Origin of the sequence: Rhodococcus sp. 27YEA6 (assembly GCF_044908235.1) — a bacterium.
In the GTDB taxonomy this organism is placed as follows: domain Bacteria; phylum Actinomycetota; class Actinomycetes; order Mycobacteriales; family Mycobacteriaceae; genus Rhodococcus_F; species Rhodococcus_F qingshengii.
Window position 1 is genome coordinate 80127 of sequence record NZ_JBIYCY010000014.1, and the last position, 24424, is coordinate 104550.

The window sequence follows — 24424 nt, forward strand, 5'->3', positions numbered from 1 at the left end:
TCGCCACGGCCTGTTGGCACCGCATCGGGGGGATCCCTTCGATGCGGTGCTCGGCCGTGTTCTGTTGTGCCTGAGGTTCGTTCTCAGGTTTGGAATGTGGTGTTCGCTGGGCGCGGTTGCTGCCCGGGGTCGATCGAGGGCGGCGGGATGAACCAGGGTTTGTTGTCGACTCCTATTCGGATTTCCCATTTCCCGACGAACCCTGATTTTCGGTGCATCAGTCGGTGGTGTGAACGGCACAGCAGGACCAGGTTGTTCATCACCGTCGGGCCACCGTTGGCCCAGTGCCGGATATGGTGCGCATCAGTCCACGCGGGCACGCATGTGCAGCCCGGGAAGGCGCAGCCTTTGTCTCGGGCGATGAGGGCGACGCGTTGTTCGGCGGTGACCAACCTCTTCCCTGGTTGCGCATCCAAGGGCGCGCCGTGATCGTCGAGCAGAACGGTCGACAGGAAACAATCACACCCGAGAAGTCGGGTCTGCGACACCGACAGTGGCCCGAGCCAGGGCATGTGCCCGACATCAAGATCCGACAAGTCCAGATCGGGTGAGCCTTCGTCGTCCACATCAGAAGGCGACGCGGCGCAATCCCGATGCTCAGCCAAATCACGAGCATTGATGTGCACGTTCACATGCGGACGCTGACCACCATCGGTACCGGTTTTCGCGCAGTCCAGATACCGGCGGATCAGTTCGGTGAACCCGTCCGCGGTGCGTTTCGCCGCCGACCGGGCATCCGGCGTCCCGTCCGGTGCTGGGGTCGGCATCGTCAGACTCGACAACGCCGACAGCAACATCTCACCGGTGAGAGCGTCGAAATCCCCACGCACCACCACCCGACCGTTCAATGTCGAGGCGATCCGCAACTCGTTGAGATCGACATCCTCGGCGGGCGGGATCTCATCCGATTCGAACAACCGCTCCAAGGTCGCGATCACGTTCCGCACCTTCGTCGTCGTCGCCTCCACACCCGACGCAGCAGCCAACAACAAATCGATACAGCGAGGGAGCGCCTCCTCCGGCATCCCCTTCGGTGGTGATTCACAGAACGCCACGATCAACACGGCATGCTCGAACGAGCAATCCCCGCCATCGAACCGAGCAGCCACCGCCGGAAACGGCCGCAAAGCAGCACCCAACGCGGCGATCTTCTTCCCGTCCCGAACCTGCAGCATCGTATTCGCCGCCAACCACGCACCGACCCCGCGGCTGGCGATCACCTGATCATCCGGGCGCAACGACAACTCGTCCACCACTGCCACTCGAACCGCCTCGAGGCGCAGAATCTCCGCACTCGCCTCGACAGCAGCAGCGCGTAACTCCGAAGCAGTCAACTGCCACAACCGTCCGCGCAACCCCACCGCAGAACCAGACACCACATCCGACAACAAGACACTCATTGAATCCCCCGATCCCCTCCCCAAATCATACTCGAACATGCGTTCGAGTCAAGAGCGTTTTCGAATCTTCGGCTTCTCGCAAAGCTGCAAGAGTGCATCCGTTGTCCGCAAACGTGTTTCGTCGGGACGGAGGAGGTCGTCGAGTACGGCGACCGGTGCGGTGGGGTAAGGTCGCCGATTTTCGAGCTTTGGTTGGAGAAGGTGGTCGGTGTTTGACCGTGCGAGCACGCGGGTAACCCGCTCCGGATGCCGTCAGCGTGAGGGGGCCGTGAGTGGACGAGTCACACAAGATCCGTCGCCGATCGTTTGTTCAAGGGCTTGGCCTGCTGGCCGGTCTCAGCGCGTTGTCCGCTGGATCAGCGACGGCTCGACCACCTGATGTCGATCCATTGCGCCCGTTCCAACTTCCGTCGCCCCGTCTGGAACCGTTTCGGGAGACCCTTCCTGTCCTGCCGGGCATTTCGGGTGGCAACCTGGAGCTTCGTGCGGCATCGTCGATGCACCGATTCCATCCGGACCTACCGTCGTCGCCGTCGCTGGGTTACGGCGGAATGGATTATCTGGGCCCCACCATCGAAGCTCACGTCGATCAGCTCGTCACAGTCCGATATGCCAATGACATTTCTGCGTATCCGCTTGCCGCGGATGTCGATCCGGGTCTGCACGGCGTCAGCGACCTCGACCGCACACAGGTCCCCACCTCGCTTCACCTGCACGGAGGAGTTACTGCACCGCAGTTCGACGGGCATCCGGAGTTGATCCAGCGTCCGGGCGAAGGTTTGGTCCACGAATACACGAATGGTCGTGCCGCCGGCAATCTCTGGTACCACGATCACGCCATGGGAATGACGCGCCTCAACGTCTACGCCGGGCTGGTCGGGATGTATTTTCTCCGTGACGACGTTGACACGGGCGCCGCCGGGAATTCTCTCGGCTTGCCGTCCGGTGAGTTCGAGCTTCCGATGATTCTGCAGGACAAGGTCTTCACCTCCGACGGTCAGCAGAGTGTCCGTTCCACGTGGCTCACTCCGCAGGGTTCTTGGGATCCGGCGACCCCCGGTGACGTTGGCGTGGTGAACGGCGTCGTGTGGCCGAAAGTGGAGGTGGCTCGCGGGCTGTACCGATTGCGACTGCTCAATGCCGCAACCTATTCGGTGTGGAATCTGCACTTCGCAAATCGTATGCGGTTCTGGGTGATCGGTTCCGAAGGTGGTTTTTTGGCCGCTCCTGCGCCGACGGATCACGTCCGGCTGAGTCCGGGTGAACGCGCTGATCTGCTGGTCGACTTCAGCATGCTCGAGCCGGGCACGACGGTGGAATTGCGCAACGACGAACCGGTACCCCTTGCGGTGGCGCAACGCGGCACACAGGTGATGCCGGTCTTCTGTCGGTTCGACGTGGGCAGCGCAAAGGGACTCACCGGCTCGATCCCGCAGCAGCTGAATTCCGTTGCTGCCGAACCGGCGTCCCCGGATGTGGTGCGAAATCTCACGATCATGCAGCTGTCGCGTCCCTCGGATTACCCGTCGATCACTATGTCGCTCAACAATTTGAGGTTCACCGATTCGGATATCGAACTGCCACGTCAGGGAGCCGTCGAGCAATGGAATCTGATCAACATCACCACGGAACCACATCCGATTCATCTGCACCTGGTGGCGTTCCGCGTTGTGGGGCGCCAGAACATCGACACTGCAGCGCTCATGCAGCGGTACCCGGTACCTGATCTGGGGGTCCGGTGGACGCCGTCGGCAGAGGAATTCGTGACCTCCCCGCTGCGGCCTCCCGAAGTTTGGGAAACGGGGGAGAAAGACACTGTCATCGTGGATGCCAACTCGATTACCCGCGTGATCGTGCGCTTTCCGACGGCCGACGAGTTGGGCTTCGATCCGGATGCAACTTTCGCGAGAGGTTCCATGGCAGACCACTCGGCACACGGAGAAGTCGGCATGGGGGACTTGCAGGGGTACGTCTGGCACTGCCACATGCTCGATCACGAAGACCACGACATGATGTTGCGATATCGGGTGGTGACGTAGCCTTCAAGGGGAGAAAAGTTCCCAGAGGAGGCAGCTGTGTCGGAAGGTGCGCCCACCGGGCCCCTGGACGGATATCGGGTGATTGAACTCGGAACCTTGATCGCCGGGCCCTTCGCCGGGAAACTGCTCGGCGACATGGGCGCCGACGTGATCAAGATCGAATCGCCGGACCGCCCGGACCCGCTTCGTACCTGGGGTCAGGCCGAGCAGGACGGTCATCGATTCTTCTGGACGGTTCACGCCCGCAACAAGCGGTGTGTGACGTTGGACCTTCGCGTCGACGCGGGACGAGACCTGTTTCTGAATCTGATCGAACATGCCGATGTGGTGGTCGAGAACTTCCGGCCGGGCACCCTCGAGAAGTGGGGCCTGGGATTCGACGTTCTCAGTGCGCGCAATCCGAAGTTGGTGTTGGCCAGGGTATCCGGTTACGGGCAGAGCGGACCGCAAGCCAAGAGCGCCGGCTACGCCTCGGTTGCCGAAGCGGTCAGCGGATTTCGGCATCTGAACGGTTATCCAGGGCAGGCGCCTCCGCGTATTGCCCTTTCGCTCGGAGATTCTCTTGGCGGGATGTTCGCCGTTCAGGGAGTGCTGGCGGCGTTGCTCTCACGAGAGCGGACCGGCCATGGTCAGGTGGTCGACGTTGCCCTCACGGAATCCTGTCTGGCGGTGCAGGAATCCACGATCCCGGATTACGATCGGGGCGGGATCATCCGGCAGCCCTCGGGAACGAGATTGGAGGGTATTGCGCCGTCCAACATCTATCAGACCTCTGAAGGAAACTGGGTGGTGATCGCAGCCAATCAGGATACGCTCTTCGTGCGTCTGTGCACCATCATGGGGCGACCGGAACTAGCGCATGACGACCGCTTCTCCAATCATGTTGCCCGTGGCAAACATCAGGACGAGCTCGACGAACTGATCAGCGCCTGGGTCGCGCTCCAAGATCCCACCAGCCTGGTGGAACGCCTCACCGAAGTGGGAGTTGTTGCCGGGCCGATCAATACGGTTGAAGATGTCGTCAAGGATCCGCAGCTGATCGAGCGGGGGATGCTCGTCGACCACTACGACGAGCGGATCGGTGAAAACGTCCTCGGCTTGGGCATCGTGCCTACCTTCAGTGAGACACCCGGATCCGTGCGCAACGCGGGAGCGTCGGCGCCGGGTCACGACAACTCCTCGGTGTGGGGCGGGCTCCTCGGACTCTCGGACGACGAGCAGGCAGAACTGAAGATGAAGGGCGTGATCTGACATGTCGGTACCTGGCGTGGGTATTCCAGCAGTCAGTATTCGTGAAGTCGGACCACGGGACGGGTTGCAGATCGAAGACCCGGTGTCGCTGGCGGAGAAACTTCGTCTTGTCGACGCTCTGGCTGCGACGGGTGTTTCGCGTATCGAGGCGACGTCGTTCGTCTCACCGCGCGCTGTGCCGGCGTTGGCCGACGCGGAATTGTTGGCAGCAGAACTGCACCAGTGGCCCGGCATCGAGTTCTCGGCATTGGTCGCCGGAATCGGTGGAGCGAAACGGGCCGTCGCCGCAGGAATGAAAACCGTCGAATATGTTGTGTCGGCATCGAATGGCCACAGCGAGGCCAACACTCGGTCGACGACGGAGCAAGCGACCGAACGTATCGGAGAGGTCGTCAGGATCGTCCACGACGCCGGAGGACGGGTGGAGGTCATCGTGGCCACAGCCTGGGACTGTCCGTTCGACGGTCCAACCGACCCGGATCGTGTTCTGCGGATTGCGGAGCAGGCCAAGGAGTTCGGTGCTGATCAGTTCTCGATCGCAGATACCATCGGCACTGCCACGCCGGGACGTGTCGGACGATTGATCGACGCTGTGGGCGAAAGAGTAGGTGACTTCGGCTTGGGTGCGCACTTCCACAACACGCGTGGCGCTGGTCTTGCTTGCGCGTTTGCGGCTGTGCAGCACGGTGTTCGAAACCTCGACGCGTCCACCGGAGGTCTCGGCGGTTGTCCGTTCGCTCCCGGTGCCAGTGGCAACATCGCGACGGAGGAACTGGTCTACATGCTCGAAGACATGGGCATTGCGACGGGTATCGACCTGGATGCGAGCATTCGTGCCGCTGCCGTTGCAGAGGAGATAGTGGGCCATACGGTTCCCAGTAATCTTCTCCGCGCCGGCGATCGGAAGCGGTAGGGACCTTTACTCTTCTCGGTTGGGTGATGCCAGCTGCAGTTTGACCAGCTGCTCGTGCGCCGCGGCCGGCCAACCGATGCGCTGCTTCTCCAGATACCATGCACCGGCGGCAAATGCGATCGCGAGGACGATCCAGATCGCGACGCTTCCGATCTGAGAGCCCAGGTCGCTCGACGAGGACACTTCGCCCGTGCTGTAGTCGTATTCCGTTGTCGTGGTGATTCCCTCTACTGCGAAGGTCCACAGAATCGGAAGGGCACACAATGCGGCGAGGGCACGCGCGACATGCGCTGGACGCAGTTCGAAGATCATTCATTTCTCCTGGTGATCGACCCGGTGAATCTCACTCTCCTCGAAAGCTATTCGGGTTCGACGGCGCTGTCTGTAGTCGAATCGACGGACATGGACGAGGTGCCGAGCTCTCCCCGGTCCCCCTGCCGTAGCAGCTGCATTCCGTTGTGATCGAACTCGATTCGTCGAACGTCTTCAGTGTCGACCAGCATCGTGGCCATAGCGGTACGCCGAGGTGGAAGGATCCGTATGGTCACTTTTCCTCGCGTGATCGCGGTGAGTTCCCGGACGATGCTCGAGTGGATTCGGTCGCGCACGTCGGGGTTCGCGCCATCCATTCCGTGGTCGTCGAGCAGGACCACTTCGACGCCGCGGTTTCGAGCGGCACGCACAGCATCGATGACATCTGTTTGTTGTAAGCCTGTCGCCCTCAGCGAATCTCGGAGTTGCGCCTCGAGGAGTTCGCATTCTTGCCGCTCGGTGGTTGTCAGTGGAACCCCGGAAGCGACCCGTTCGAGGAGCGGGCGTGCAAGGACATCGAGCCTGTCGAGTTGCGCGTCGCGTTCCTCGAGAATCGCAGCACTGGCGGATGCGGAGGCAATTCGTTGGGTGGACTGCTCACGAAGTTCGTAGATAACCCTGGCTTGAGGACGGATGGTGTATGCGAAGAAGGTCGACATCAGAACTGGGCCCGCGTTGATGACCGTCAACGACACTCCGTACATGGCCCCCTGGCCGGTGGTGGAGGACCAGATGGCGGTCGCCAACACCATGAGTCCAAGCCCGAGCCACGCGAGTGCTGTACGCCCACGAACGCACATGAAGGTGAAGACTGCCGTCGACATCCCGAACATCCAGAGTTGAGTCATGTCGTTGACGGGGACGGGAACCACTGACAACACCAGGCCGCTCGTGACGGCGCCGGTCAGAGACACCAGAACGCTCTGCCCCAGCGGCATCGGGTCGCCTCTGCTCAGTACGAGTGTGAAAGCCGCAGTCGAGCACACGATAATTGCCAAGATCATCGGCCAGACTGCGCGGACGTCGGAGGATGTGTAGGCGACCGAGATCACGCAGGTGAGCGCGAAGCATGCAGCCATGAATCGAGCAGCACGGCTGTGCATGCCGAGAAGATCGCGGACATCTCGTCCGTCCGGCCTGGTCATGTCATCACCGCTACGGGCAAGCTCAACGTCAGAGTCACCGAAGTGCCGCGGCCGGGTGACGATCGAATGGTTGCCGATCCGCCGTCGAGTTGACGCATTCTGCCGCGGATGCTGACAGTGATTCCGAGGCGATGCGTCTCGACGGAGCTCGGATCGAAGCCGACGCCGTCGTCGGTGACGACTACTTCGAGGTGGGTGGCGGTTGCCGTGACCGTGACCGAACGCCGTGCACTGCTTCCGGCGTGTTTGACGCTGTTGCGCAGTGCCTCGGCCATCGCACCGGCCATCGCACGAATCGAGTCGGGTGCGTATCCGCTCGGATCAGACCCGTCGGAGAGGGCGGTCTCGAACGTGATGTTTTCGTCCACTTCCGAAGCGGCTGAACGCAACTGAGCGAGGATTCCGTCGAAGTCGAAACTCGTCTCGTGGTCGGTTCCGGAGCGCAGTTCGTCGAGTCTTGCCACCGTCCTTCGCGCCTGAGCGACGACCGAGGGATCGGCGTCGTTTCTCGAAGCAGCGAGCAGAGTCGACATCACGGTGTCGTGGATGAGTGCGTCGAATCTTTCGCGTTCGACGGATTTGGCCTCGGCCGCGGCGGCGCCGGCGGCAGCGGCATGAGTGGTGGCGATGGTCGCATCCAGTACTCGTCCGGTTCGCAAGGCCATGACGGCCGCTGCTACGAAAACCGCGCAAAATGTCCAGGCGAAGGCGAGGTCGGGAACCAACAGGTGCGTCGTGGGACTCGTCCGGATTATGTGATTGGTCAACTGTGCGAGTGTTGCCACTACGAAAAGGTGCACGACGGCAGCGGCCGGTCGCCAAGCTGCAGCGGCAGCAAGGCTGGCGACGCCGGGGAAATTGGAAATCCACAAGGTGAAATCTGTGACGTGGTCACCATTCCACGCCGGCCACCACAGGAGGATGACCACGACGTAGAGAACCGCATTTGCGCTCGCAGTTCGTTTCACCCATCGGGTGTCGGCGTGGAACGTCGATGCTCCCAGCGCCAGCCCACTACCGAAAGTCGCGACCACCGCCAGTGGAGTCCACCACGACGCAGACATCGTGGTGGCTTCTGCAATCGCAGGGGCAAGCAATATCAAATAGCAGACATAGCCGGCGCCGATGAAGCGGCCGAAGAGCCTCAGAATTTCGTCAGAAGCACTGGCTGTTTTGTCGAAAGCAACTCTGTCGATCAGAGTTCGTCGATCGTCACTATCTGATCTTGTATCGCTCGCACGAGTAATTCGCATTTCGTCGGTGCGTTCCTTCCAACGTCGGCATACTTCTCGCGAATCCGCGACAGGTGGGTCCCCACCGTTCCCACGCTGATGTAGAGGTTTTGAGCAACGCGTGACTTCGAATCACTCAGTAGCCATTCCCTGAGAACCTCGATTTCGCGCTCCGAAAGGTGCGGTCCTACGGGATCCTGTGCCATGCAGTTTTCCACAGTGACTGTCATGAGTTTCGTCCTTACTTCTCTGTAGCGGAATGACAGACCCCCGACAGTGCCGTCTTCTTGTCAGATGAATGTAATTCGAAGAGGGAAATTTTTCCCAGACATCAATTCCTCTGCCCATATTTTCAGGGGCAGCGCTGTGAGAGTTATTGTTGCCGAACCTCATTGTTGGTCAAAGTCAGCTTTTTTCCGGAAGTAGGCCGTTCAGGAATTGGTAACACCCCGTCTTCGACCGCGCGTTTGTACAAATCCGTTTTTGTCGGTGCGGGTCGTCCGACAGCCGCATATTTCTGCCTGATGCGCTGGAGGTAGTCGTTAACCGTCTGCGGCGCCAAACCGGTGAGTCGCGCAACTCGATCCGCCTTCTCTCCGGATGCGTAAAGTTCGAGGACCTCGAGTTGTCGAGGGCTCAGACCCACTTCGTCGAGACCTGGATCCCCGTCGATTGCGGCAGCCCACTCTGTCGTCACCACCTGCCTTCCCGACGCGGCGGCGCGTATCGCATCAACCACGACGGCAGTCGGTTCGGACTTGCGTACAACACCCAGTACGCCGGCACGGGCGGCCGAGCGAACGAGGTACGGGTTTTCCGCCCCGGTGAAGATCAATGTCTCGAGCCCGGCGGCCCGCAGTTGCTCGACATTGCTCTTGGGCGATGAACCGTCGGCCAGCCGGAGGTCGAGGATTGCCAGATCCAAGGCGACGTTCTGAGCGAGCATCTCGGACACAGTGGTCGCGATGCACACCAATTCGAGGTCCGGCTCGTCCTCGAGCATCACGGACACGCCGATTGCTACCGACTCGTGGTCTTCCACCAACCCGACACGGCGGTGTGGAAATGCTGTTTGCTCTGGCATAGCGATTGTTTCCCTCCGCTCGATGCGAGGACGTTATCAGGCAGAGCTGACTGACCGGTATGTTACGTGTCAAGATTTGAAGTCAGCCTGGACTGTTTTACGTTTCGGCTCTACAGTTGTCTTGTGACCGAGACCACTTCCGATGCGAAAGTAAGCCGTACCCAGGCCGAACGTACAGCGGCGATGCGTGGGCGCCTCCTCGACGCCGCCGTCGAATCGTTGGTCGAGCTGGGCTACGCACGGACCAGCACGCAAGAGATCGCCCGCCGCGCAGGCGTCTCGCGGGGTACGCAACTGCATCATTTTCCGACCAAGGAATCGCTGGTCGTCGCGGCCGTCGAGTATCTGGTCGACAAGCGGCTGGAAGAAATCCTCACCGCTGAAGTGGATCGTGGTCGAGGCCTCGAGGTCCTGTCGGACGCGTTCTCCGGGCCGCTGTTCTATGCCGCCCTCGAATTGTGGGTCGCGGCGCGGACCGATCCCGTTCTGCATGCGGCGACGGTGCCCCTCGAACGCAAGGTGAGTGAGGCGCTCGAGTTCGGCAGCGCCGAGTTGTTCGGTGATCGGTTCGATTCCGAGTCGGTCGAACTCACCATCGAACTCGTTCGTGGGCTTGCCGTCTCAGCCCTGTTTCGTACATCCGAAGCCGACGACGCGCTCAGAGCGCGACTGTTGCCGGCCTGGCAATCCCGAGTGGAGAAGAAGTGAAGCTTCCCGAACATGTCGAAACGCTGATCGTCGGTGCCGGATTTGCCGGTATGGGCTTGGCCGCCAGAATGCTTCGCGACAACCGCGCTGCAGACGTCGTGTTGATCGAGCGTGGAGCTGACATCGGCGGCACTTGGCGCGACAACACCTATCCAGGCTGTGCCTGTGACGTGCCGACGGCGTTGTACTCGTATTCTTTTGCGCCGAGCGCCGATTGGAGTCATACCTTTGCTCGTCAACCCGAGATCTACAACTATCTGAAGAAGGTGGCCGCAGACACCGGCATCGTGGAACGCGTAGTCCTGAACTGCGAACTCGAAGCTGCTGTGTGGGACGAGGATGCGGCGCTGTGGCGTATTCGGACATCTCGAGGGTCGTTGACGGCCAAAGCTCTGGTCGCCGCGACCGGAGCGTTGTCGACGCCCAAGATCCCGGATTTCCCCGGCCTCGACCAATTCTCGGGGACCACTTTCCATTCGGCGACGTGGAACCACGAACATGAACTGCGTGGTGAGCGCGTAGCCGTGATCGGAACGGGAGCGTCGGCGGTTCAGTTCGTTCCCGAAATTGCCGACCCTGCTGCCCATGTCACCGTGTTCCAGCGAACTCCGGCCTGGGTGATTCCGCGGATGGATCGCACCCTGCCTGCTGCACAGAAGGCCGTGTACTCGCGGATTCCCTTTACACAGAAGGTGATTCGAGGGTGGGTTTACGGCTTCCGCGAGCTACTCGGTGCCGCGATGTCGCACGCGACGTGGGTGCTGCCTGCCTTCGAGGCGGCCGCGCGCCTTCATCTGCGCAGACAGGTGAAAGATCCGGAGTTGCGCCGGAAACTGACTCCCGATTTCACGATCGGTTGCAAGCGCATGCTTCTGTCCAACGACTGGTTGCGCACCCTTGACCGCGCGGACGTGAGCCTGGTCGACAGTGGGCTCGTCTCGGTCACCGAAAACGGAGTGGTCGACGGAAGCGGCGTCGAGCACAAGGTCGACACCATCATCTTCGCCACGGGGTTCACGCCGACGGAACCGCCTGTTGCGCATCTGATCACCGGAAAACGTGGCGAGACGCTGGCCGCACATTGGAACGGTAGCCCCAACGCGTACAAGGGTACTGCGGTCAGCGGGTTCCCGAATCTGTTCCTCATGTACGGTCCGAACACCAACCTCGGACACAGTTCGATCGTGTACATGCTCGAGTCCCAGGCCGAGTACGTCAACGACGCCTTGAACACCATGAAGCGAGAGCGGATCGATGCCCTCGACGTGAACGAGACGGTGCAGGTGCACTACAACAAGGGAATTCAGCACGAGTTGCAGCACACGGTGTGGAACAAGGGCGGATGCTCGAGTTGGTACATCGATCCGGAGGGGCGCAACTCGGTGCAGTGGCCGACGTTCACTTTCAAATTCCGTTCGCTGCTGGAGCATTTCGATCGGGAGAACTACTCCGCTCGCAAGATCGAAAGCGTCGAGGCATGACCGCGACGCACTACGACGTGGTGGTTATCGGTTCGGGATTCGGTGGCAGTGTCGCCGCTCTTCGCCTGACGGAGAAGGGCTACCGCGTCGGGGTGCTCGAAGCCGGTCGACGGTTTGCCGACGACGAGTTGCCTGAAACCAGTTGGAGACTTCGAAAGTACCTGTGGGCGCCGTGGATCGGATGTTATGGGGTTCAGCGCATCCATCTTCTTCCGGATGTGCTCGTGATGGCGGGGGCCGGCGTCGGAGGTGGGTCGTTGAACTACGCCAACACGTTGTATCAGCCACCCAATCGGTTCTTCGAAGACCGTCAGTGGGCGCACATCACTGACTGGCACGACGAACTGGCGCCGTACTACGACCAGGCCAAACGGATGTTGGGTGTTCGCACCAATCCGTCCTTCACTCCTGCCGATGCGGTGATGAAGGACGTAGCCGAAGAGATGGGCGTGGGGGAGACCTTCACGTCCACCCCCGTCGGGGTTTTCTTCGGGGAGGCAGGAGTTTCCGTGCCGGACCCGTTCTTCGGCGGAAAAGGACCCGAACGCACAGGTTGCACGGAATGCGGGGGATGTATGACCGGTTGCCGAGTCGGTGCGAAGAACACGCTGGTCAAGAACTACCTCCATCTCGCCGAGCAAGCGGGCGCCAGGGTTCATCCGCTCACGACCGTCACCGACCTTCGGCCGGCGGCAAGCGGTGGTTACCGCCTGCTCGCGAGGCGAACGGACGGCGTCCGCCGGCGAGAAGTTCGGTTCACCGCCGATCAGGTGGTGGTTGCCGCCGGAACGTACGGAACGGCGAGACTGCTGCTCGGTATGAAGGAATCCGGTGCCCTGCCGGGCCTGTCGGATACTCTCGGCACCGTCGTACGTACCAATTCCGAAGCCGTACTGGCCGCAACGTCGAAGTCGCGTCGACGGAACTTCACGCAGGGCGTAGCCATCACGTCGTCCTTTCACCCGGATGATCACACGCACATCGAGCCGGTGCGATACGGCAAGGGCAGCAATGCAATAGGACTTCTGCAGACCGTCCTGAGTGACGGCGGTGGGCGAACTCCCCGGGTGCTGAAGACTCTGGCAGTCGCGGCCCGACACCCAGGAGCGTTCTTGCGGTCGTTGTCGGTACGGAACTGGTCCGAGCGAACCGTCATCGCGCTGGTGATGCAGACCGACGACAACTCCCTCGAACTTTCCAAGAACACCAAACGATTCGGGCGCTCCCTCACCAGTAGACCGGGACCGGGCGATCCACCTCCTCAGTGGATTCCGCAGGGTCATACAGCCATTCGCAAGGTCGCCGAGAAGATCGACGGCGACCCGGGTGGTTCCATCGCCGAGATCGTGAACATCCCGATGACGGCACACTTTCTGGGTGGCTGCGCGATCGGTGACAGCGCGTCGAGTGGCGTCGTCGATCCGTATCTGCGTGCATACGGTCACGAGGGACTGCACGTCATGGACGGTTCGGTGGTGAGCGCAAATCTCGGAGTGAATCCTTCCCTGACCATCACTGCGCAGGCGGAACGAGCGTGCGCGATGTGGCCGAACAAGGGTGGCGCGGACGCCCGCCCGAAGACCGGCGAGCCATACGTACGTATCGATCCGACTTTGCCGTCCGATCCGGTGGTGCCGACGCATGCACCAGGCGCTTTGCGGCTTCCCCTGACCATTCGAGCTGAGAAGGTGTCCGATGTGGAGCGTGCCTGAATCGACAAGTGACCGCGTCGACTGGCCGGTGAGTGATCCGCCGCCGTGGCCGGCTCGCGTTCGCGCGACACTGTGGTGGCACCGCAGTACGTCGGCGGCGCGGGAGCTCGGCCCGGATGGTCGAACGATTCCGATGACGGTGGCCATGATGGTGGACTACCTCGATTCGCCGGTCGGCCCGTATCGCGAGATCCTCGCCAGTCCGGTCTTGCATGCGCCAGGGAAACGGATCGGGCCTATGCCGCGGATGGCGGTCCCTTTCATCGCGGTGGATTCGGAACCGTCGGTGCACGGTGGGCGAGTCCACTGGCAACTACCCAAGGTTCTGGCCGAGTTCGACGGAGACGTGCAGCAGAAATTCACTGCAACCGGCGACGGTTGGCGGGTGCGTTCGGATACGCGGATGCTCGGGCCGCGTCTGCCGATTGCCGGGGCGTTGGGATTTGCGCAGCCGGAGTCCGGTGGAGGTCTGGCGATCGCGTCGGCAAGGCTGACGGGATCGTTCCGATACGCGCGCGTGGGCGTCGAGGCAGAGGGGCAGACCCTGCCGGACTGGCTTGCTGCGGGCACCCATCACGGCGTCGTGATTCTGGGCGGAAAAATGACTACGGGAGCGGCCAAGCATCGGTAGCGGGGGTTTGACCTGAGAAAAAGCGACCAAGGCCGCCCGTCAGTGACCGGGCGGCCTTGGTCGTGTGGTGTGGTGTGAAAGTCAGGTGTCGACGTCCCACAGGCGCCTCTCGGCGGGTGGTCGCTCGCAGCGACAAAAGGGGTGGGGCCCGGGGCTTGTTCGGACGCCGACAGGGTGTTCAACGGCGGTCTCCCCGGATTTGTTCCCGTCCTTGATATGTGACACCGGTCTCGATTCAACTTAGGCAATCCTTTTCTTGACTAATTCCAGAAAAGCGGCATACTGGGAAACATGCGAGACGGAGAGCATGACTTCGACCCCCGAGCGCAATTGCGCGCCGTCGGGTTGAGGGTCACTGCTCCGCGCCTCGCCGTGCTGGATGCGGTTACAGCCCAACCGCATTCAGACGCCGATTCTGTTGCAGCACTCGTGCGGCAGCAGCTCGGATCGGTATCCACACAGGCCGTTTACGACGTGCTGAAGGCATGCGTGAACGCAGGATTGCTGCGACGCATCGAGCCGGCGGGTTCGCCCGCACGGTTCGAGACGAGGACTGGTGACAACCACCATCACCTCGTCTGTCGCGGCTGCGGCAAGGTCGTCGACGTCGATTGTGTTGTCGGCCAAGCTCCCTGCCTCGAACCTTCCGATAATCACGGCTTCGAAATCGACGAAGCCGAGGTCGTGTTCTGGGGCCGTTGCGAAGATTGCCTGAAGAATTCTGCCGAATCCGACACCGAGTCGGACGCGGTCTCGCAGAATCGAATTGATGCGTCCAGAACCTCCGAGTCAGCCACCTCGCATGCAGCCCATGCGTTCGACTCGGATGCAGCCCCGCTCCTCTGACGCCCAGCCCACAACGCTAGGAGGCTTCGCCATGACCAAGCCCACCACCAACAATTTCGGTATCGCGGTCGCAAGTGATGACGAATCGCTGACCGCGGGTATTCAGGGGCCGGTGCTCCTTCACGACCACTACCTGATCGAGAAGCTCGCGCAGTTCAACCGCGAGCGTGTCCCGGAGCGCATCGTCCACGCCAAGGGCGGCGGCGCTTTCGGTGAACTCGTCATCACACACGACGTCAGCAAGTACACCAAGGCCGCGTTCCTGCAGCCGGGTAAGAAGACCGAGTCCCTCGTCCGCTTCTCCACCGTCGCCGGTGAGCAGGGCAGCCCGGACACCTGGCGCGATCCGCGCGGTTTCGCGATGAAGTTCTACACCGAAGAGGGAAACTACGACCTCGTCGGCAACAACACCCCGGTGTTCTTCATCAAGGACGCCATCAAGTTCCCCGACTTCATTCGTTCGCAGAAGCGACTGCCCGGCTCCGGTCTTCGTGACCACGACATGCAGTGGGACTTCTGGACTCTGCGTCCCGAGACCGCTCACCAGGTGACCTGGCTGATGGGTGACCGCGGTATCCCGAAGACCTGGCGCAACATGGACGGCTTCGGATCGCACACCTACCAGTGGGTCAACGCTGCGGGTGAACGCTTCTGGGTGAAGTACCACTTCAAGACCGATCAGGGCATCGAGTTCCTGACGCAGGCCGAAGCAGACAGCCTCGCCGGTAGCGATCCCGACTACCACCGCGCGGATCTGTACAACGCCATCGAGGCCGGTAATTTCCCGAGCTGGACACTCAAGGTTCAGATCATGCCGGTCGACGAGGCCGAAGGCTACCGCTTCAACCCGTTCGACCTCACCAAGGTCTGGTCCCAGAAGGACTACCCACTGATCGAGGTCGGCAAGTGGACGCTCAACCGCAACCCGGAGAACTTCTTCGCGCAGATCGAGCAGGCTTCGTTCGAGCCGTCGAACGTGGTGCCCGGCATCGGATTCAGCCCGGACAAGATGCTTCTCGGCCGCGTCTTCTCCTACGCCGACGCACATCGTTACCGCATCGGCACCAACTACGCCGACCTGCCGGTCAATGCCCCGAAGAACGAGGTGAACTCCTACTCCAAGGAGGGCGCCATGCGTTACAGCTTCAATTCCCCGTCGACGCCGGTGTACGCACCGAACTCGTACGGCGGACCGCATGCCGATCCGTCGGTTGCCGGTGACGAAGGACTGTGGGCGTTCGACGGCAAGGCAGTGCGCGCCGGATACATCGAGCACGCCGAGGACGGCGACTTCACGCAGGCCGGAACGCTGGTCCGTGAAGTTCTCGACGACGCAGCTCGTGAGCGCCTGGTGAGCAACATCGTCGGCCACGCCCTTGCCGGCGTCAGTGAGGAAGTTCTGTTGCGTGTCTTCGAGTACTGGAAGAACGTCGACGCAGATTTGGGCAAGCGCGTCGAAGAAGGTGTACGCGCAGGTCAGTGACCCGCTGACATGAGCATCGCTTAGGTCTACCGAATGCGGACCGCTGCAAGGGAAATCACTTCCCGGCAGCGGTCCGTTTCCGTCTACCCAACTACAGAAGCGCAAACCAATAGACGAAGCATGCGAGAAGGAATACAACGACTGACTCCATGACGACACCCCTGTTCGACGTGCACTTCTGCTGTTCGCACTCTCCATGATCCGCTTCTCGAGCTGAGAATGCTCGGGGCACAAGTTTCGCGAACCGAGGTGTTGGGCAGTCAATTCCCATGGCAATAGGTGCGGTTCTCTTCGACATCGACGGAACGCTCGTCGATTCCAACTATCTGCACGTAGAAGCGTGGTCGCGAGCTTTCTTCGAGGTAGGTCGCCCGGTCGACGCGTGGCGGGTACACCGCAGCATCGGCATGGACGGAGACCAACTACTGGAGTCCTTGCTCGGCGAAGACATCGACGGGTGCGGACCGCGAGCCAAAGAACTTCACACCACGTACTACCGGCAGTCGGCCGACCGTCTCCGAGTACTGCCGGGAGCGCGCGAGTTGATCCGCCGAGTTCACTCGCTCGGACTGCATGTGGTGCTCGCTACCTCGGCGCCGGACGACGAACTGAAGTTGCTACGCCGGACGCTCGACATCGACGAAATGATCTACGCCGCCACCTCTTCGGAATCCGTCGACGAGGCCAAACCTGATCCGGACCTGATCGAGGTCGCGCTCGCGAAGGCAGGTGTCGACGCGGGCAATGCGGTCATGGTCGGGGATGCCGTCTGGGACATGAAGGCGGCGACATGGGCGGGCGTTGTGGCTGTGGGAGTGCGCAGTGGTGGCATGTCGACCGACGAACTCGAAGGTGCGGGTGCGACTGCCGTGTACGACGACGCCCGCGACCTCCTCGACCACCTCGACGGCAGTGTGATTTCCGAACTCGTTTCAGGCCTAGATACCGGGAGTTGATCAGTGATGGCACGATTCGGCTACACCTTGATGACGGAGCAGGCAGGTCCGAAAGAACTGGTTCGCCATGCAGTTCGGGCCGAAGAAGTCGGCTTCGACTTCGAAGTGATGAGTGATCACTACTCGCCGTGGCTGACCGAGCAGGGGCATGCGCCCTACGCCTGGTCGGTGCTGGGGGCAGTCGCCCACGCCACCGAGCGAGTCGGTTTGATGACGTACGTGACTTGTCCGACCGTGAGGTACCACCCCGCCGTCGTCGCTCAGAAAGCTGCGACGATCCAGATCCTCGCGGACGGACGCTTCACCCTGGGATTGGGAAGTGGCGAGAGCCTGAACGAGCATGTGGTCGGCGAGGGTTGGCCGTCCATCGACACCCGCCAGGACATGCTGCAGGAGGCGGTGAGCATCATTCGCGCACTGCTCGCCGGAGATCTGGTGAGCTGGAAGGGGGAGTACTTCGACGTCCAGTCCGCCAGGATCTGGGATCTCCCCGAGAACCCGGTTCCGCTGGCGCTGGCCATGTCCGGAGACAAGTCCGTCGAGCGTTTCGGTCCGATGGCCGACGATCTGATTGCTGTGCAACCGGATTCGGAGCTAGTGCACTTGTGGAAGCACGTGCACGGCCGAGCATACGGATTGGCTCCCGCAGGCCGGACCATCGGTCAGATTCCGATCTCGTGGGACCCTGATCGCGACACGGCAATTGCACGAGCTCATCAGCAGTTCCGGTGGTTCGGCGGAGGGTGGTCCGTGAACTCCGAACTGCCGACGCCGGCGAGCTTCTCGGGTGCGACTCAGTTCGTGCGCAAAGAGGATGTAGCTGAAAGCATTCCGTGTGGTCCCGATCTCGATGTGATCGTCGAAGCGGTCAAGGCATACACGGACGCCGGATTCACCGATGTGGCACTGGTACAGATCGGGGGAGATACCCAAGACCGATTCTTCGACGAGGCGGCCAAGCCGCTGCTCGAGGCTCTGCACGTCGAATTGGGTTGATCGAGAAGATCAATCGAGTTCCGCCGAGTGGGCTCTTGTCGAGTCGCGCGCTACCGCCGTGCAGCCTCGCCTGCTGCGCGACGAGGGCCAGTCCCAAACCGCTTCCGGCGTCGCCCGCACCGGTACCACGAACGAATCTCTCGAACATCGCTTCGCGTTCCGAAGGCGCGATCACGGTACCGTTGTCGTCGACGAAAACCGTCGCCGAACCCGTCGCAGCCCCTGATCGGACGGTGATCTCGACTTCGTCGGCATTGCCGTGCCGAACGGAATTGGTGACGGCGTTGGTCAGCACCAGACGGATACCCGCGGGAAAGGCCTGAATCGAAAGTTCTTCCGGTGCTTTCAAACGAACGTCGACCTGCGGGTGCAGACGGCCGGCGTCAGCGACGGCGCGATCGGCAACCTCGACGAGATCGACGTCGGCACAATCCTCGGGATCGGCCACGTCACCCAGGGCTAGAGTCTCGAGGTCGGTCAGGGTGCGCTCGATCTGGCGCTGCGCTTCCAACAATTCGCCGGACAGTTCGCGCCGTTGGCTTTCCGTGAGATCGAGTGTTGCGAGAACTTCGAGATCGGTACGCATCGACGTGAGAGGTGTGCGCAGTTCGTGGGCGGAGACGCGAGCGAAATCGCGTGCCGACTCCAACGCCTCCTCGGTGCGGCTTCGATCGCTTTCGATGCGACTGAGCATGCTGTGGATTGCCTCCGACAGTTCTTCGGCTTCTCGCGTTCCACGTACCGACGGTGCCCGGCGCGAGAGTCCGTCGACGTCGAGGTTGTTGCCGATCGAACTGGTGGTCTCGGTCAATTGCTGTAGTGGCCGGACGGCTCGGCCGGTGAGGAACCAACCGAGCCCGGCCGCGGCAAGGATGGCGACCACTGCTGCAGCGGCCACTTGGAACTGCTGCTCACGGATTGCCTGGGTCAGTGGGTCTTCGGGGATGCTGACGGCCAGTGCGGCGCCGCTGTCGCCGGGCACCAGAACATCACGACTGCGAACATCGGTGGTAGCCAAGGCGCTGACGGTCGCGGCGTTGAATCCGGGGCTGACCACGGATGGTTCTGTTGTTGCAGTTGGTGTTTCGATGAATAGCGGGCTCGGCGCGCTCGCCGCGACGCCCAGGGTGACGGAATCGAGAGTGCGTTCGAGTTGTTCGGATCCGTTGACACGCAGAAAGACCGCGAACGCAATTCCGATCGCGGCAATCACGATTCCGGCGGCCAGGCCCGAGGCGATGGCTACGCGAGTCTGAAGTGACAGCGGCCGCTTCATCGTTCGGCCCTCAGGACGAAGCCCACCCCACGCACTGTGTGGATCACGCGGGGCGCTCCGTCGACTTCGAGTTTCTTGCGTAGGTAGGTGACAAAGACGTCGACGACATTGGTGTCGGCGGCGAAGTCGTAACCCCAGACGAGTCGCAGGAGTTGTGCGCGACTGAGTACGACACCGGCGTGCTCGGCGAGTACCGACAACAGGTCGAATTCTCTTTTGGTGAGTTCGATTCGCCTACCGTCGATGTGCGCTCGATGGCCGCGGAGATCGACCGTCAGCGGTCCCACCGTGATCGGATGGTCGACCGACGGGGTGGCTCGCGTCGTGCGTCGAAGCAATGCGCGGAGTCTGGCGACGAGCTCGGCCAACTCGAAGGGCTTGGTGAGGTAGTCGTCGGCGCCCGCCTCCAGCCCCGCGATGCGATCACCCACGGAACTTCGGGCGCTGAGCACGCAGATCGGAACCTCGTTGCCGATCGCGCGCAGGGCGGTCACCACCCCGACGCCGTCGAGACCGGGCATGTTGACGTCGAGAACGAGCGCGGCCGGGCATTGCTTGTTCACCGATGACAAGGCCGATCGTCCGTCGACGGCAGTTGCCGTGTCGAAGCCCGACAATCGGAGTCCACGTTCGAGCGAATTCAGAACCTTCGCGTCGTCGTCAACGATCAGGATGCGCTCGCGTGTACTCACCCCAGCCATGGTGCCATCGGATCAAGGCCTGGGGCCTCGCTCGGAGCGAGGGCCGTCGCATTCTCATCAACTCCTAAGAAACCGACAACAGATCTGCAGTGTTGGCTTCATAACCTCGGGTTTCTCGGATGCGACCGCGCCGAGAACTCGAGAACGTTCGATCAAGGAGAACTACGATGACGCGATTGAAAGTGAACGGCAAGCGGGCCCGCCGGACCGGTGTGGTGGTGGCGTCCGTGGCGGTCCTCGGTATGGCAGTGGCGCCGGGAATCGCCTGGGCTTCCAACCCGATTTCCGACGGGTCACCGGTGGCGGTGCGGTCGATCGCGACCGCTCCAGCCGAGTTGGGTGTGGCTCCCGAAGTAGCGTGTGGTGTCGCGGCGCCGATTTCCGACGAGGAGCTGCAGAAGCTCATCGACGAGGGGAAGGTCGTGCGCGCGGAGGAGGCCGGTACGGCCACAGTCACAATCGAAGTGCCGAGCGAAGCTGCGACATTCGTTGCGCGTGAAGGGGTGCCGGCGTTGCCGACCGTCGAATGGGCTCCGACGACCGAAGGTGTTCCGGCAGAGGTGCTCGACATGGCCGGTGTCGCTCCGCTGGAGGAGGGTGTTGCCCTGTCATGCACGGTTGCCGCGGGCTGACGAGCGAAAAAAGCTCCGCATGAACCGCTTTGACCTGGAACGGTACGGCCGTACTCAACTGGGTCTGGAGGTTGGTCAAGCCTGTCGGTAGCACTTGCTACGTTCGGGGCGGTCTCGGCGAGCATGCCGGGGCCGTCGCCGACGGCGTCATGTGTGTGGTGTCTTGCAGAGGTGCGGTACGGCCTGATGCGGGGCGCGTTTCGAAAGGTGTTGTGTTTCATGGTCATTGGCCCCACCCACGCGATGTCCGGTGCTGCTGTGGGGTTGGTGGTTGCGGAGTTGTTGCCTCTCGACTGGGGAGGGCCCACATCCACTGCGGAAACTTTGACCTTTGCCGGGGTGTGCGCCGGAGCCGCCTTGCTTCCCGACCTCGATACCGGTCAGTCGACGGTTTCGCGATCATTCGGTCCGCTCAGCAAGGCTCTGGCCAAAGGCATCGACGCACTTTCGGTGACCTTCTACCGCATCACCAAAGGCAAGAAGGACGGCAAGCGTCGTGGTGGGCATCGGACGCTCACGCACACCGCGCTGTTCGCCGCCGGGTTGGGTGCCGGGGTCTCGGCGCTGGTTGTTCAGTTCGGGAAGCCAGCCATCATCATCACCCTGTTCTTCTGCCTCGGGTTGGCCATCCGTGGATTGGCGGGTGAATTGGCCAAGGAGAAGGGTTGGCTCGCGGTCTCCGCCGTTGCGTTGGTGCTCTCTGCCCTCACCTGGCAGTGGTATCCGAGTGAGGCCGGATCCACGGGGCTAGGTGTTGCGGTGGCCTTGGGCTGCGCCACGCACTGTCTCGGCGATGCGATCACCAAGGAAGGGGTGCCGTTTCTCGCGCCCCTGATCCCACTCGGCGGCAAACGATGGTGGGAACAACGGCTGCCGTCATTCCTGTCCATCCGTGCAGGTGGGAACCTAGAGAAGGTTCTGATCGGGCCGGCTCTGACGGTTCTGACTGCCTGGTTGATCATCAGTGCGTTCGACGGTGCCCCGGAAGCGATCTACGCGGTATTCGCTCCGATGGTGCAGTGAGCTTCGGAAAACTTTTATTACGGAACCACTGGCATCGTAATCATATTTGTTCTACGTTCGTCCCTGACATGAACCGAGTCGGCTGACGGAGTGAGCAGTGGTGCATCAAGCAGAGCGCATGGCAGAGCACAGCTCGAGCGAAGACGGAGTGAGCCGGCGCGGATTTCTCGCAGCGAGTGCCGGCGCAGCTGCTCTCGCGGGCATTTCCTGGGCGCCGGCGGGAGCAGTTCCCTGGGGTTCGGCATCGACCATCGCGCCACCGCCCGGATTTCCGTCGGACATTCCGTTGTCACAGCAGGCGTACGCGAACTGGTCGCGAGAAATCATGCTCGACAGCGTGTGGACGGCCACGGCACGTCACAGCGATGACGTCGTCACCCTCGCCAACTGGGCGTTCGACAACGGGTACACAGTGCGTGCGAAGGGAACGATGCACGGGTGGAGTCCGTTGACGGTGGTGCCCGGCGCGCCTTCGGATCGAGTTCTGCTGGTCGATACGATGGCCAAACTGAATTCGGTTGTGGTGCAGCACGGCACGCCCGCAACGGTCACGGCGGGCGCCGGCGCCAGTATCGAAGCGATTCTGACAGCGCTCGAGCGAGAAGGGCTCGGCTGGGCCAACTCTCCGGCGATCGGTGAGCTGTCCATCGCCGGCGCGCTGGCGATCGGTGCTCACGGGGCAACCTATCCGGCTGTGGGGGAGACGATCACCCCTGGTCAATCGTATGGTTCGCTGAGCAACCTGATCACCGAGATCACGGTGGTGGCGTGGGACGAAGGCATCAATCGGTACGCACTGAAGACATTTCACCGATCGGACGTCGAGAGCACCGCCTTCCTGACCCATCTGGGTCGAACCTTCGTCACCTCCGTGACGCTGCAAGCCGGGGAGAATTATCGGCTGCGGTGCCAGAGTTTCACCGACATTCCGTGGCAAGAACTCTTTGCTGCTCCCGGTTCGCCAGGGCGTACCTACGAGAGTTTCGTCGAGAAATCCGGACGGGTGGAAGCAATCTGGTTCCCGTTCACGCAAACACCGTGGCTCAAGGTCTGGACACCGACCCCGGTCAAACCGCCGGAGTCCCGAGAGGTGAGCGGTCCGTACAACTACTTCTTCTCCGACGCGATTCCCGAAGAGGTCACCACCCCGTTGGGGATGGTGGCACAGGGTCTCCAAGCTGCGACACCGCTGTTCGGCGCCTCTCAGTTCGGCGCTGTAGCAGCAGGATTGGTGCTGACCGACACCGACGATCTCTGGGGCTGGTCGAAAGACGTTCTGTTCTACCTCCGGCACACGACCTTGCGCGTCGTAGCCGGGGGCGGAGCCGTGATCACCAAGCGGTCCAACATCGGCCGAGTCGTCCACGAGATGACGAGTTGGCTGAACGAACGAATGACGCACTACGCGTCGCTGGGGCAGTATCCCGTCAACATGCCGTTCGAAGTGCGTCTCTGCGGTGTCGACGATGACGGCGAGGTGTTGGTCGACAGCGCCGGAGTGCCGGACCTGTCAGCGGTGCGGCCGCGGGCGGATCGTCAGGACTGGGACACAGCGATCTGGATGAACGTGGTCTCGATTCCCGGCACCGCGGGATTGCCTGCCTTCCTTCGCGAAATGGAACGGTGGATGGTCGCGAACTACTCCGGCGATTACGCGACCTTCCGTCCGGAGTGGTCCAAGGGGTGGGCATTCACCGATCAGGCGGCGTACCAGGACGACGAATTCCTCACCAGCACAGTGCCTGCCACCTTCCGTGCCGGTGGCGACGGGAATTGGGACTTCGCTCTCGCCACTCTCGACGAACACGACCCACACCGCGTCTTCAGCAATACGTTCCTCGACCGCGTATTGCCACCCAGCTGAATCTCCTACTGCGGAAGCGGTTTGCGCCAACATACGTCGGTGACACGGATACGCTGATTGTTGTCACCGTTCCAATCGACGCTCAGCCCCTGAGTTCGGAGTGCGTCGGCTACCTGGCGCCCGACGGTCTGATCGGTGTGCGCGATCATGTGTGCCTTGGCGGTTTCGTCGCCGCCGAAGGCAGCGGCGACCAGTGCGGGATCGAGATCGTGGGCCGGACGAAACGCACTGTAGGACAAGTAGAGATCGGACGGCTCGTCGCCGAGACGCTCCGCATCTTGCATGTGGAAGAACGTGTACGCCCACTGAGCAAAGGGATACCCGTTCTCGTCGGGTTCGGACGGCGTGCGTTCGTCGTCGATTTCAGTAGTGCCGCACTGCATGCAGCAGGTGAAGTTCATCCGGGCTACGATGCCGTTGCGCTCGAGATCAGCGAAGGCTGCGGAGAGGCGCTCGAAGTCGCCGGGAGCCGTCCACTGGGTCTGCTCCCCGAGTCTGTGGTCCCAGACCTCACGCACTACTGCGTCGATCTGTCTGCCGAGTTCGTCGTTCTCGAAGCCGCCCTCGACACAGTCTCGGGCGGCTTCGCAGATTTCGTCGAACGTCGCGAAACCTGGGAGTACCAGTTCGCGTGCTTGCTCACCTACGGCGACGATGTCGGCCTCACTGAGCACCGGTGCTGACCGTGACTGTGCTGACCGTGACTGTGCTGACCGTGACTGTGATGACCGTGACCAGG

At 61.9% G+C, this 24424-nt stretch carries 23 protein-coding genes; 14 read left to right on the forward strand and 9 right to left on the reverse strand.

Annotated elements, in window-relative coordinates:
- Positions 1-83: 83 nt before the first annotated feature.
- Positions 84-1400, reverse strand: a complete 1317-nt coding sequence (locus ABH939_RS26360; protein ID WP_404650379.1) for a DUF222 domain-containing protein — start codon at positions 1398-1400, stop codon at positions 84-86.
- Between the two features lie 272 nt (positions 1401-1672).
- On the opposite strand from ABH939_RS26360, the gene ABH939_RS26365 reads away from it, so the two are divergent.
- The 3 genes from ABH939_RS26365 to ABH939_RS26375 are packed head-to-tail and all read left to right on the forward strand — an operon-like array spanning position 1673 to position 5603.
- Positions 1673-3439, forward strand: coding sequence for a multicopper oxidase family protein (locus ABH939_RS26365; RefSeq protein ID WP_404650380.1), 1767 nt, complete (start codon positions 1673-1675; stop codon positions 3437-3439).
- Between the two features lie 36 nt (positions 3440-3475).
- Complete coding sequence (locus ABH939_RS26370) at positions 3476-4690, forward strand: CaiB/BaiF CoA transferase family protein (RefSeq protein WP_404650381.1); 1215 nt, start codon at positions 3476-3478, stop codon at positions 4688-4690.
- A 16-nt stretch (positions 4691-4706) separates the two neighbouring features.
- Positions 4707-5603, forward strand: a complete 897-nt coding sequence (locus ABH939_RS26375) for a hydroxymethylglutaryl-CoA lyase (RefSeq protein WP_370852725.1) — start codon at positions 4707-4709, stop codon at positions 5601-5603.
- A gap of 6 nt (positions 5604-5609) precedes the next feature.
- On the opposite strand, the gene ABH939_RS26380 is transcribed toward ABH939_RS26375, so the two are convergent.
- The 5 genes from ABH939_RS26380 to ABH939_RS26400 all read right to left on the reverse strand — a co-directional run bounded on the left by ABH939_RS26380 (position 5610) and on the right by ABH939_RS26400 (position 9376).
- A complete protein-coding gene (locus tag ABH939_RS26380; protein WP_007732306.1) occupies positions 5610-5915 on the reverse strand; it encodes a hypothetical protein in 306 nt (101 codons plus the stop codon).
- A gap of 47 nt (positions 5916-5962) precedes the next feature.
- A complete protein-coding gene (locus ABH939_RS26385) occupies positions 5963-7060 on the reverse strand; it encodes a hypothetical protein (protein WP_404650382.1) in 1098 nt (365 codons plus the stop codon).
- On the reverse strand, positions 7057-8124 hold the full coding sequence (locus ABH939_RS26390) for a sensor histidine kinase (protein ID WP_042446628.1): 1068 nt from the start codon (positions 8122-8124) through the stop codon (positions 7057-7059). Before ABH939_RS26390 ends, ABH939_RS26385 begins: the two co-directional genes overlap by 4 nt.
- Before the next feature lie 131 nt (positions 8125-8255).
- Positions 8256-8522 carry a response regulator transcription factor gene (locus ABH939_RS26395; protein ID WP_370333094.1) on the reverse strand — a complete coding sequence of 89 codons (267 nt, stop codon included), beginning with the start codon at positions 8520-8522 and terminating at the stop codon, positions 8256-8258.
- A gap of 143 nt (positions 8523-8665) precedes the next feature.
- On the reverse strand, positions 8666-9376 hold the full coding sequence (locus tag ABH939_RS26400) for a LuxR C-terminal-related transcriptional regulator (protein WP_007732315.1): 711 nt from the start codon (positions 9374-9376) through the stop codon (positions 8666-8668).
- A 183-nt stretch (positions 9377-9559) separates the two neighbouring features.
- Between ABH939_RS26400 and ABH939_RS26405 the strand changes: the two genes are divergently transcribed.
- The 8 genes from ABH939_RS26405 (at position 9560) to ABH939_RS26440 (ending at position 18189) form a co-directional block, all read left to right on the forward strand.
- The gene (locus ABH939_RS26405; RefSeq protein WP_202427151.1) at positions 9560-10084 is read left to right on the forward strand and encodes a TetR/AcrR family transcriptional regulator; all 525 of its coding nucleotides are present in this window, start codon (positions 9560-9562) and stop codon (positions 10082-10084) included.
- Positions 10081-11565, forward strand: a complete 1485-nt coding sequence (locus ABH939_RS26410; protein WP_064689100.1) for an NAD(P)/FAD-dependent oxidoreductase — start codon at positions 10081-10083, stop codon at positions 11563-11565. The genes ABH939_RS26405 and ABH939_RS26410 overlap by 4 nt, the downstream gene beginning before the upstream one ends.
- The gene (locus tag ABH939_RS26415) at positions 11562-13277 is read left to right on the forward strand and encodes a GMC oxidoreductase (RefSeq protein ID WP_007732329.1); all 1716 of its coding nucleotides are present in this window, start codon (positions 11562-11564) and stop codon (positions 13275-13277) included. Before ABH939_RS26410 ends, ABH939_RS26415 begins: the two co-directional genes overlap by 4 nt.
- Positions 13261-13908 (forward strand): hypothetical protein, encoded by a 648-nt coding sequence (locus ABH939_RS26420; protein ID WP_042922823.1) that lies wholly within the window; start codon positions 13261-13263, stop codon positions 13906-13908. Before ABH939_RS26415 ends, ABH939_RS26420 begins: the two co-directional genes overlap by 17 nt.
- A gap of 291 nt (positions 13909-14199) precedes the next feature.
- Positions 14200-14754 carry a Fur family transcriptional regulator gene (locus ABH939_RS26425; protein WP_003943517.1) on the forward strand — a complete coding sequence of 185 codons (555 nt, stop codon included), beginning with the start codon at positions 14200-14202 and terminating at the stop codon, positions 14752-14754.
- A 31-nt stretch (positions 14755-14785) separates the two neighbouring features.
- A complete protein-coding gene (locus tag ABH939_RS26430) occupies positions 14786-16237 on the forward strand; it encodes a catalase (RefSeq protein ID WP_003943483.1) in 1452 nt (483 codons plus the stop codon).
- Positions 16238-16506: 269 nt separating this feature from the next.
- On the forward strand, positions 16507-17193 hold the full coding sequence (locus ABH939_RS26435) for an HAD family hydrolase (RefSeq protein ID WP_065455116.1): 687 nt from the start codon (positions 16507-16509) through the stop codon (positions 17191-17193).
- A gap of 6 nt (positions 17194-17199) precedes the next feature.
- Positions 17200-18189: an LLM class F420-dependent oxidoreductase gene (locus ABH939_RS26440; RefSeq protein WP_007732341.1), complete on the forward strand. Its 990-nt coding sequence runs from the start codon at positions 17200-17202 to the stop codon at positions 18187-18189.
- Here the strand turns inward: ABH939_RS26440 and ABH939_RS26445 are convergent.
- A complete protein-coding gene (locus tag ABH939_RS26445) occupies positions 18086-19465 on the reverse strand; it encodes a sensor histidine kinase (RefSeq protein WP_404650384.1) in 1380 nt (459 codons plus the stop codon). The two genes, ABH939_RS26440 and ABH939_RS26445, sit on opposite strands and share 104 nt — an antisense overlap.
- Positions 19462-20166 (reverse strand): response regulator transcription factor, encoded by a 705-nt coding sequence (locus ABH939_RS26450; protein ID WP_003943475.1) that lies wholly within the window; start codon positions 20164-20166, stop codon positions 19462-19464. Before ABH939_RS26450 ends, ABH939_RS26445 begins: the two co-directional genes overlap by 4 nt.
- 167 nt (positions 20167-20333) lie before the next feature.
- Here ABH939_RS26450 and ABH939_RS26455 point away from each other — a divergent pair, with 167 nt between their 5' ends.
- The 3 genes from ABH939_RS26455 to ABH939_RS26465 all read left to right on the forward strand — a co-directional run bounded on the left by ABH939_RS26455 (position 20334) and on the right by ABH939_RS26465 (position 23685).
- The gene (locus tag ABH939_RS26455) at positions 20334-20798 is read left to right on the forward strand and encodes a light harvesting protein subunit alpha (RefSeq protein ID WP_404650386.1); all 465 of its coding nucleotides are present in this window, start codon (positions 20334-20336) and stop codon (positions 20796-20798) included.
- Between the two features lie 219 nt (positions 20799-21017).
- Positions 21018-21821, forward strand: a complete 804-nt coding sequence (locus ABH939_RS26460; protein ID WP_404650387.1) for a metal-dependent hydrolase — start codon at positions 21018-21020, stop codon at positions 21819-21821.
- Between the two features lie 118 nt (positions 21822-21939).
- A complete protein-coding gene (locus ABH939_RS26465) occupies positions 21940-23685 on the forward strand; it encodes a cholesterol oxidase substrate-binding domain-containing protein (protein WP_042446738.1) in 1746 nt (581 codons plus the stop codon).
- 5 nt (positions 23686-23690) lie between these two features.
- On the opposite strand, the gene ABH939_RS26470 is transcribed toward ABH939_RS26465, so the two are convergent.
- Positions 23691-24359, reverse strand: coding sequence for a DUF6891 domain-containing protein (locus ABH939_RS26470; RefSeq protein WP_042446741.1), 669 nt, complete (start codon positions 24357-24359; stop codon positions 23691-23693).
- Between the last annotated feature and the right edge of the window lie 65 nt (positions 24360-24424).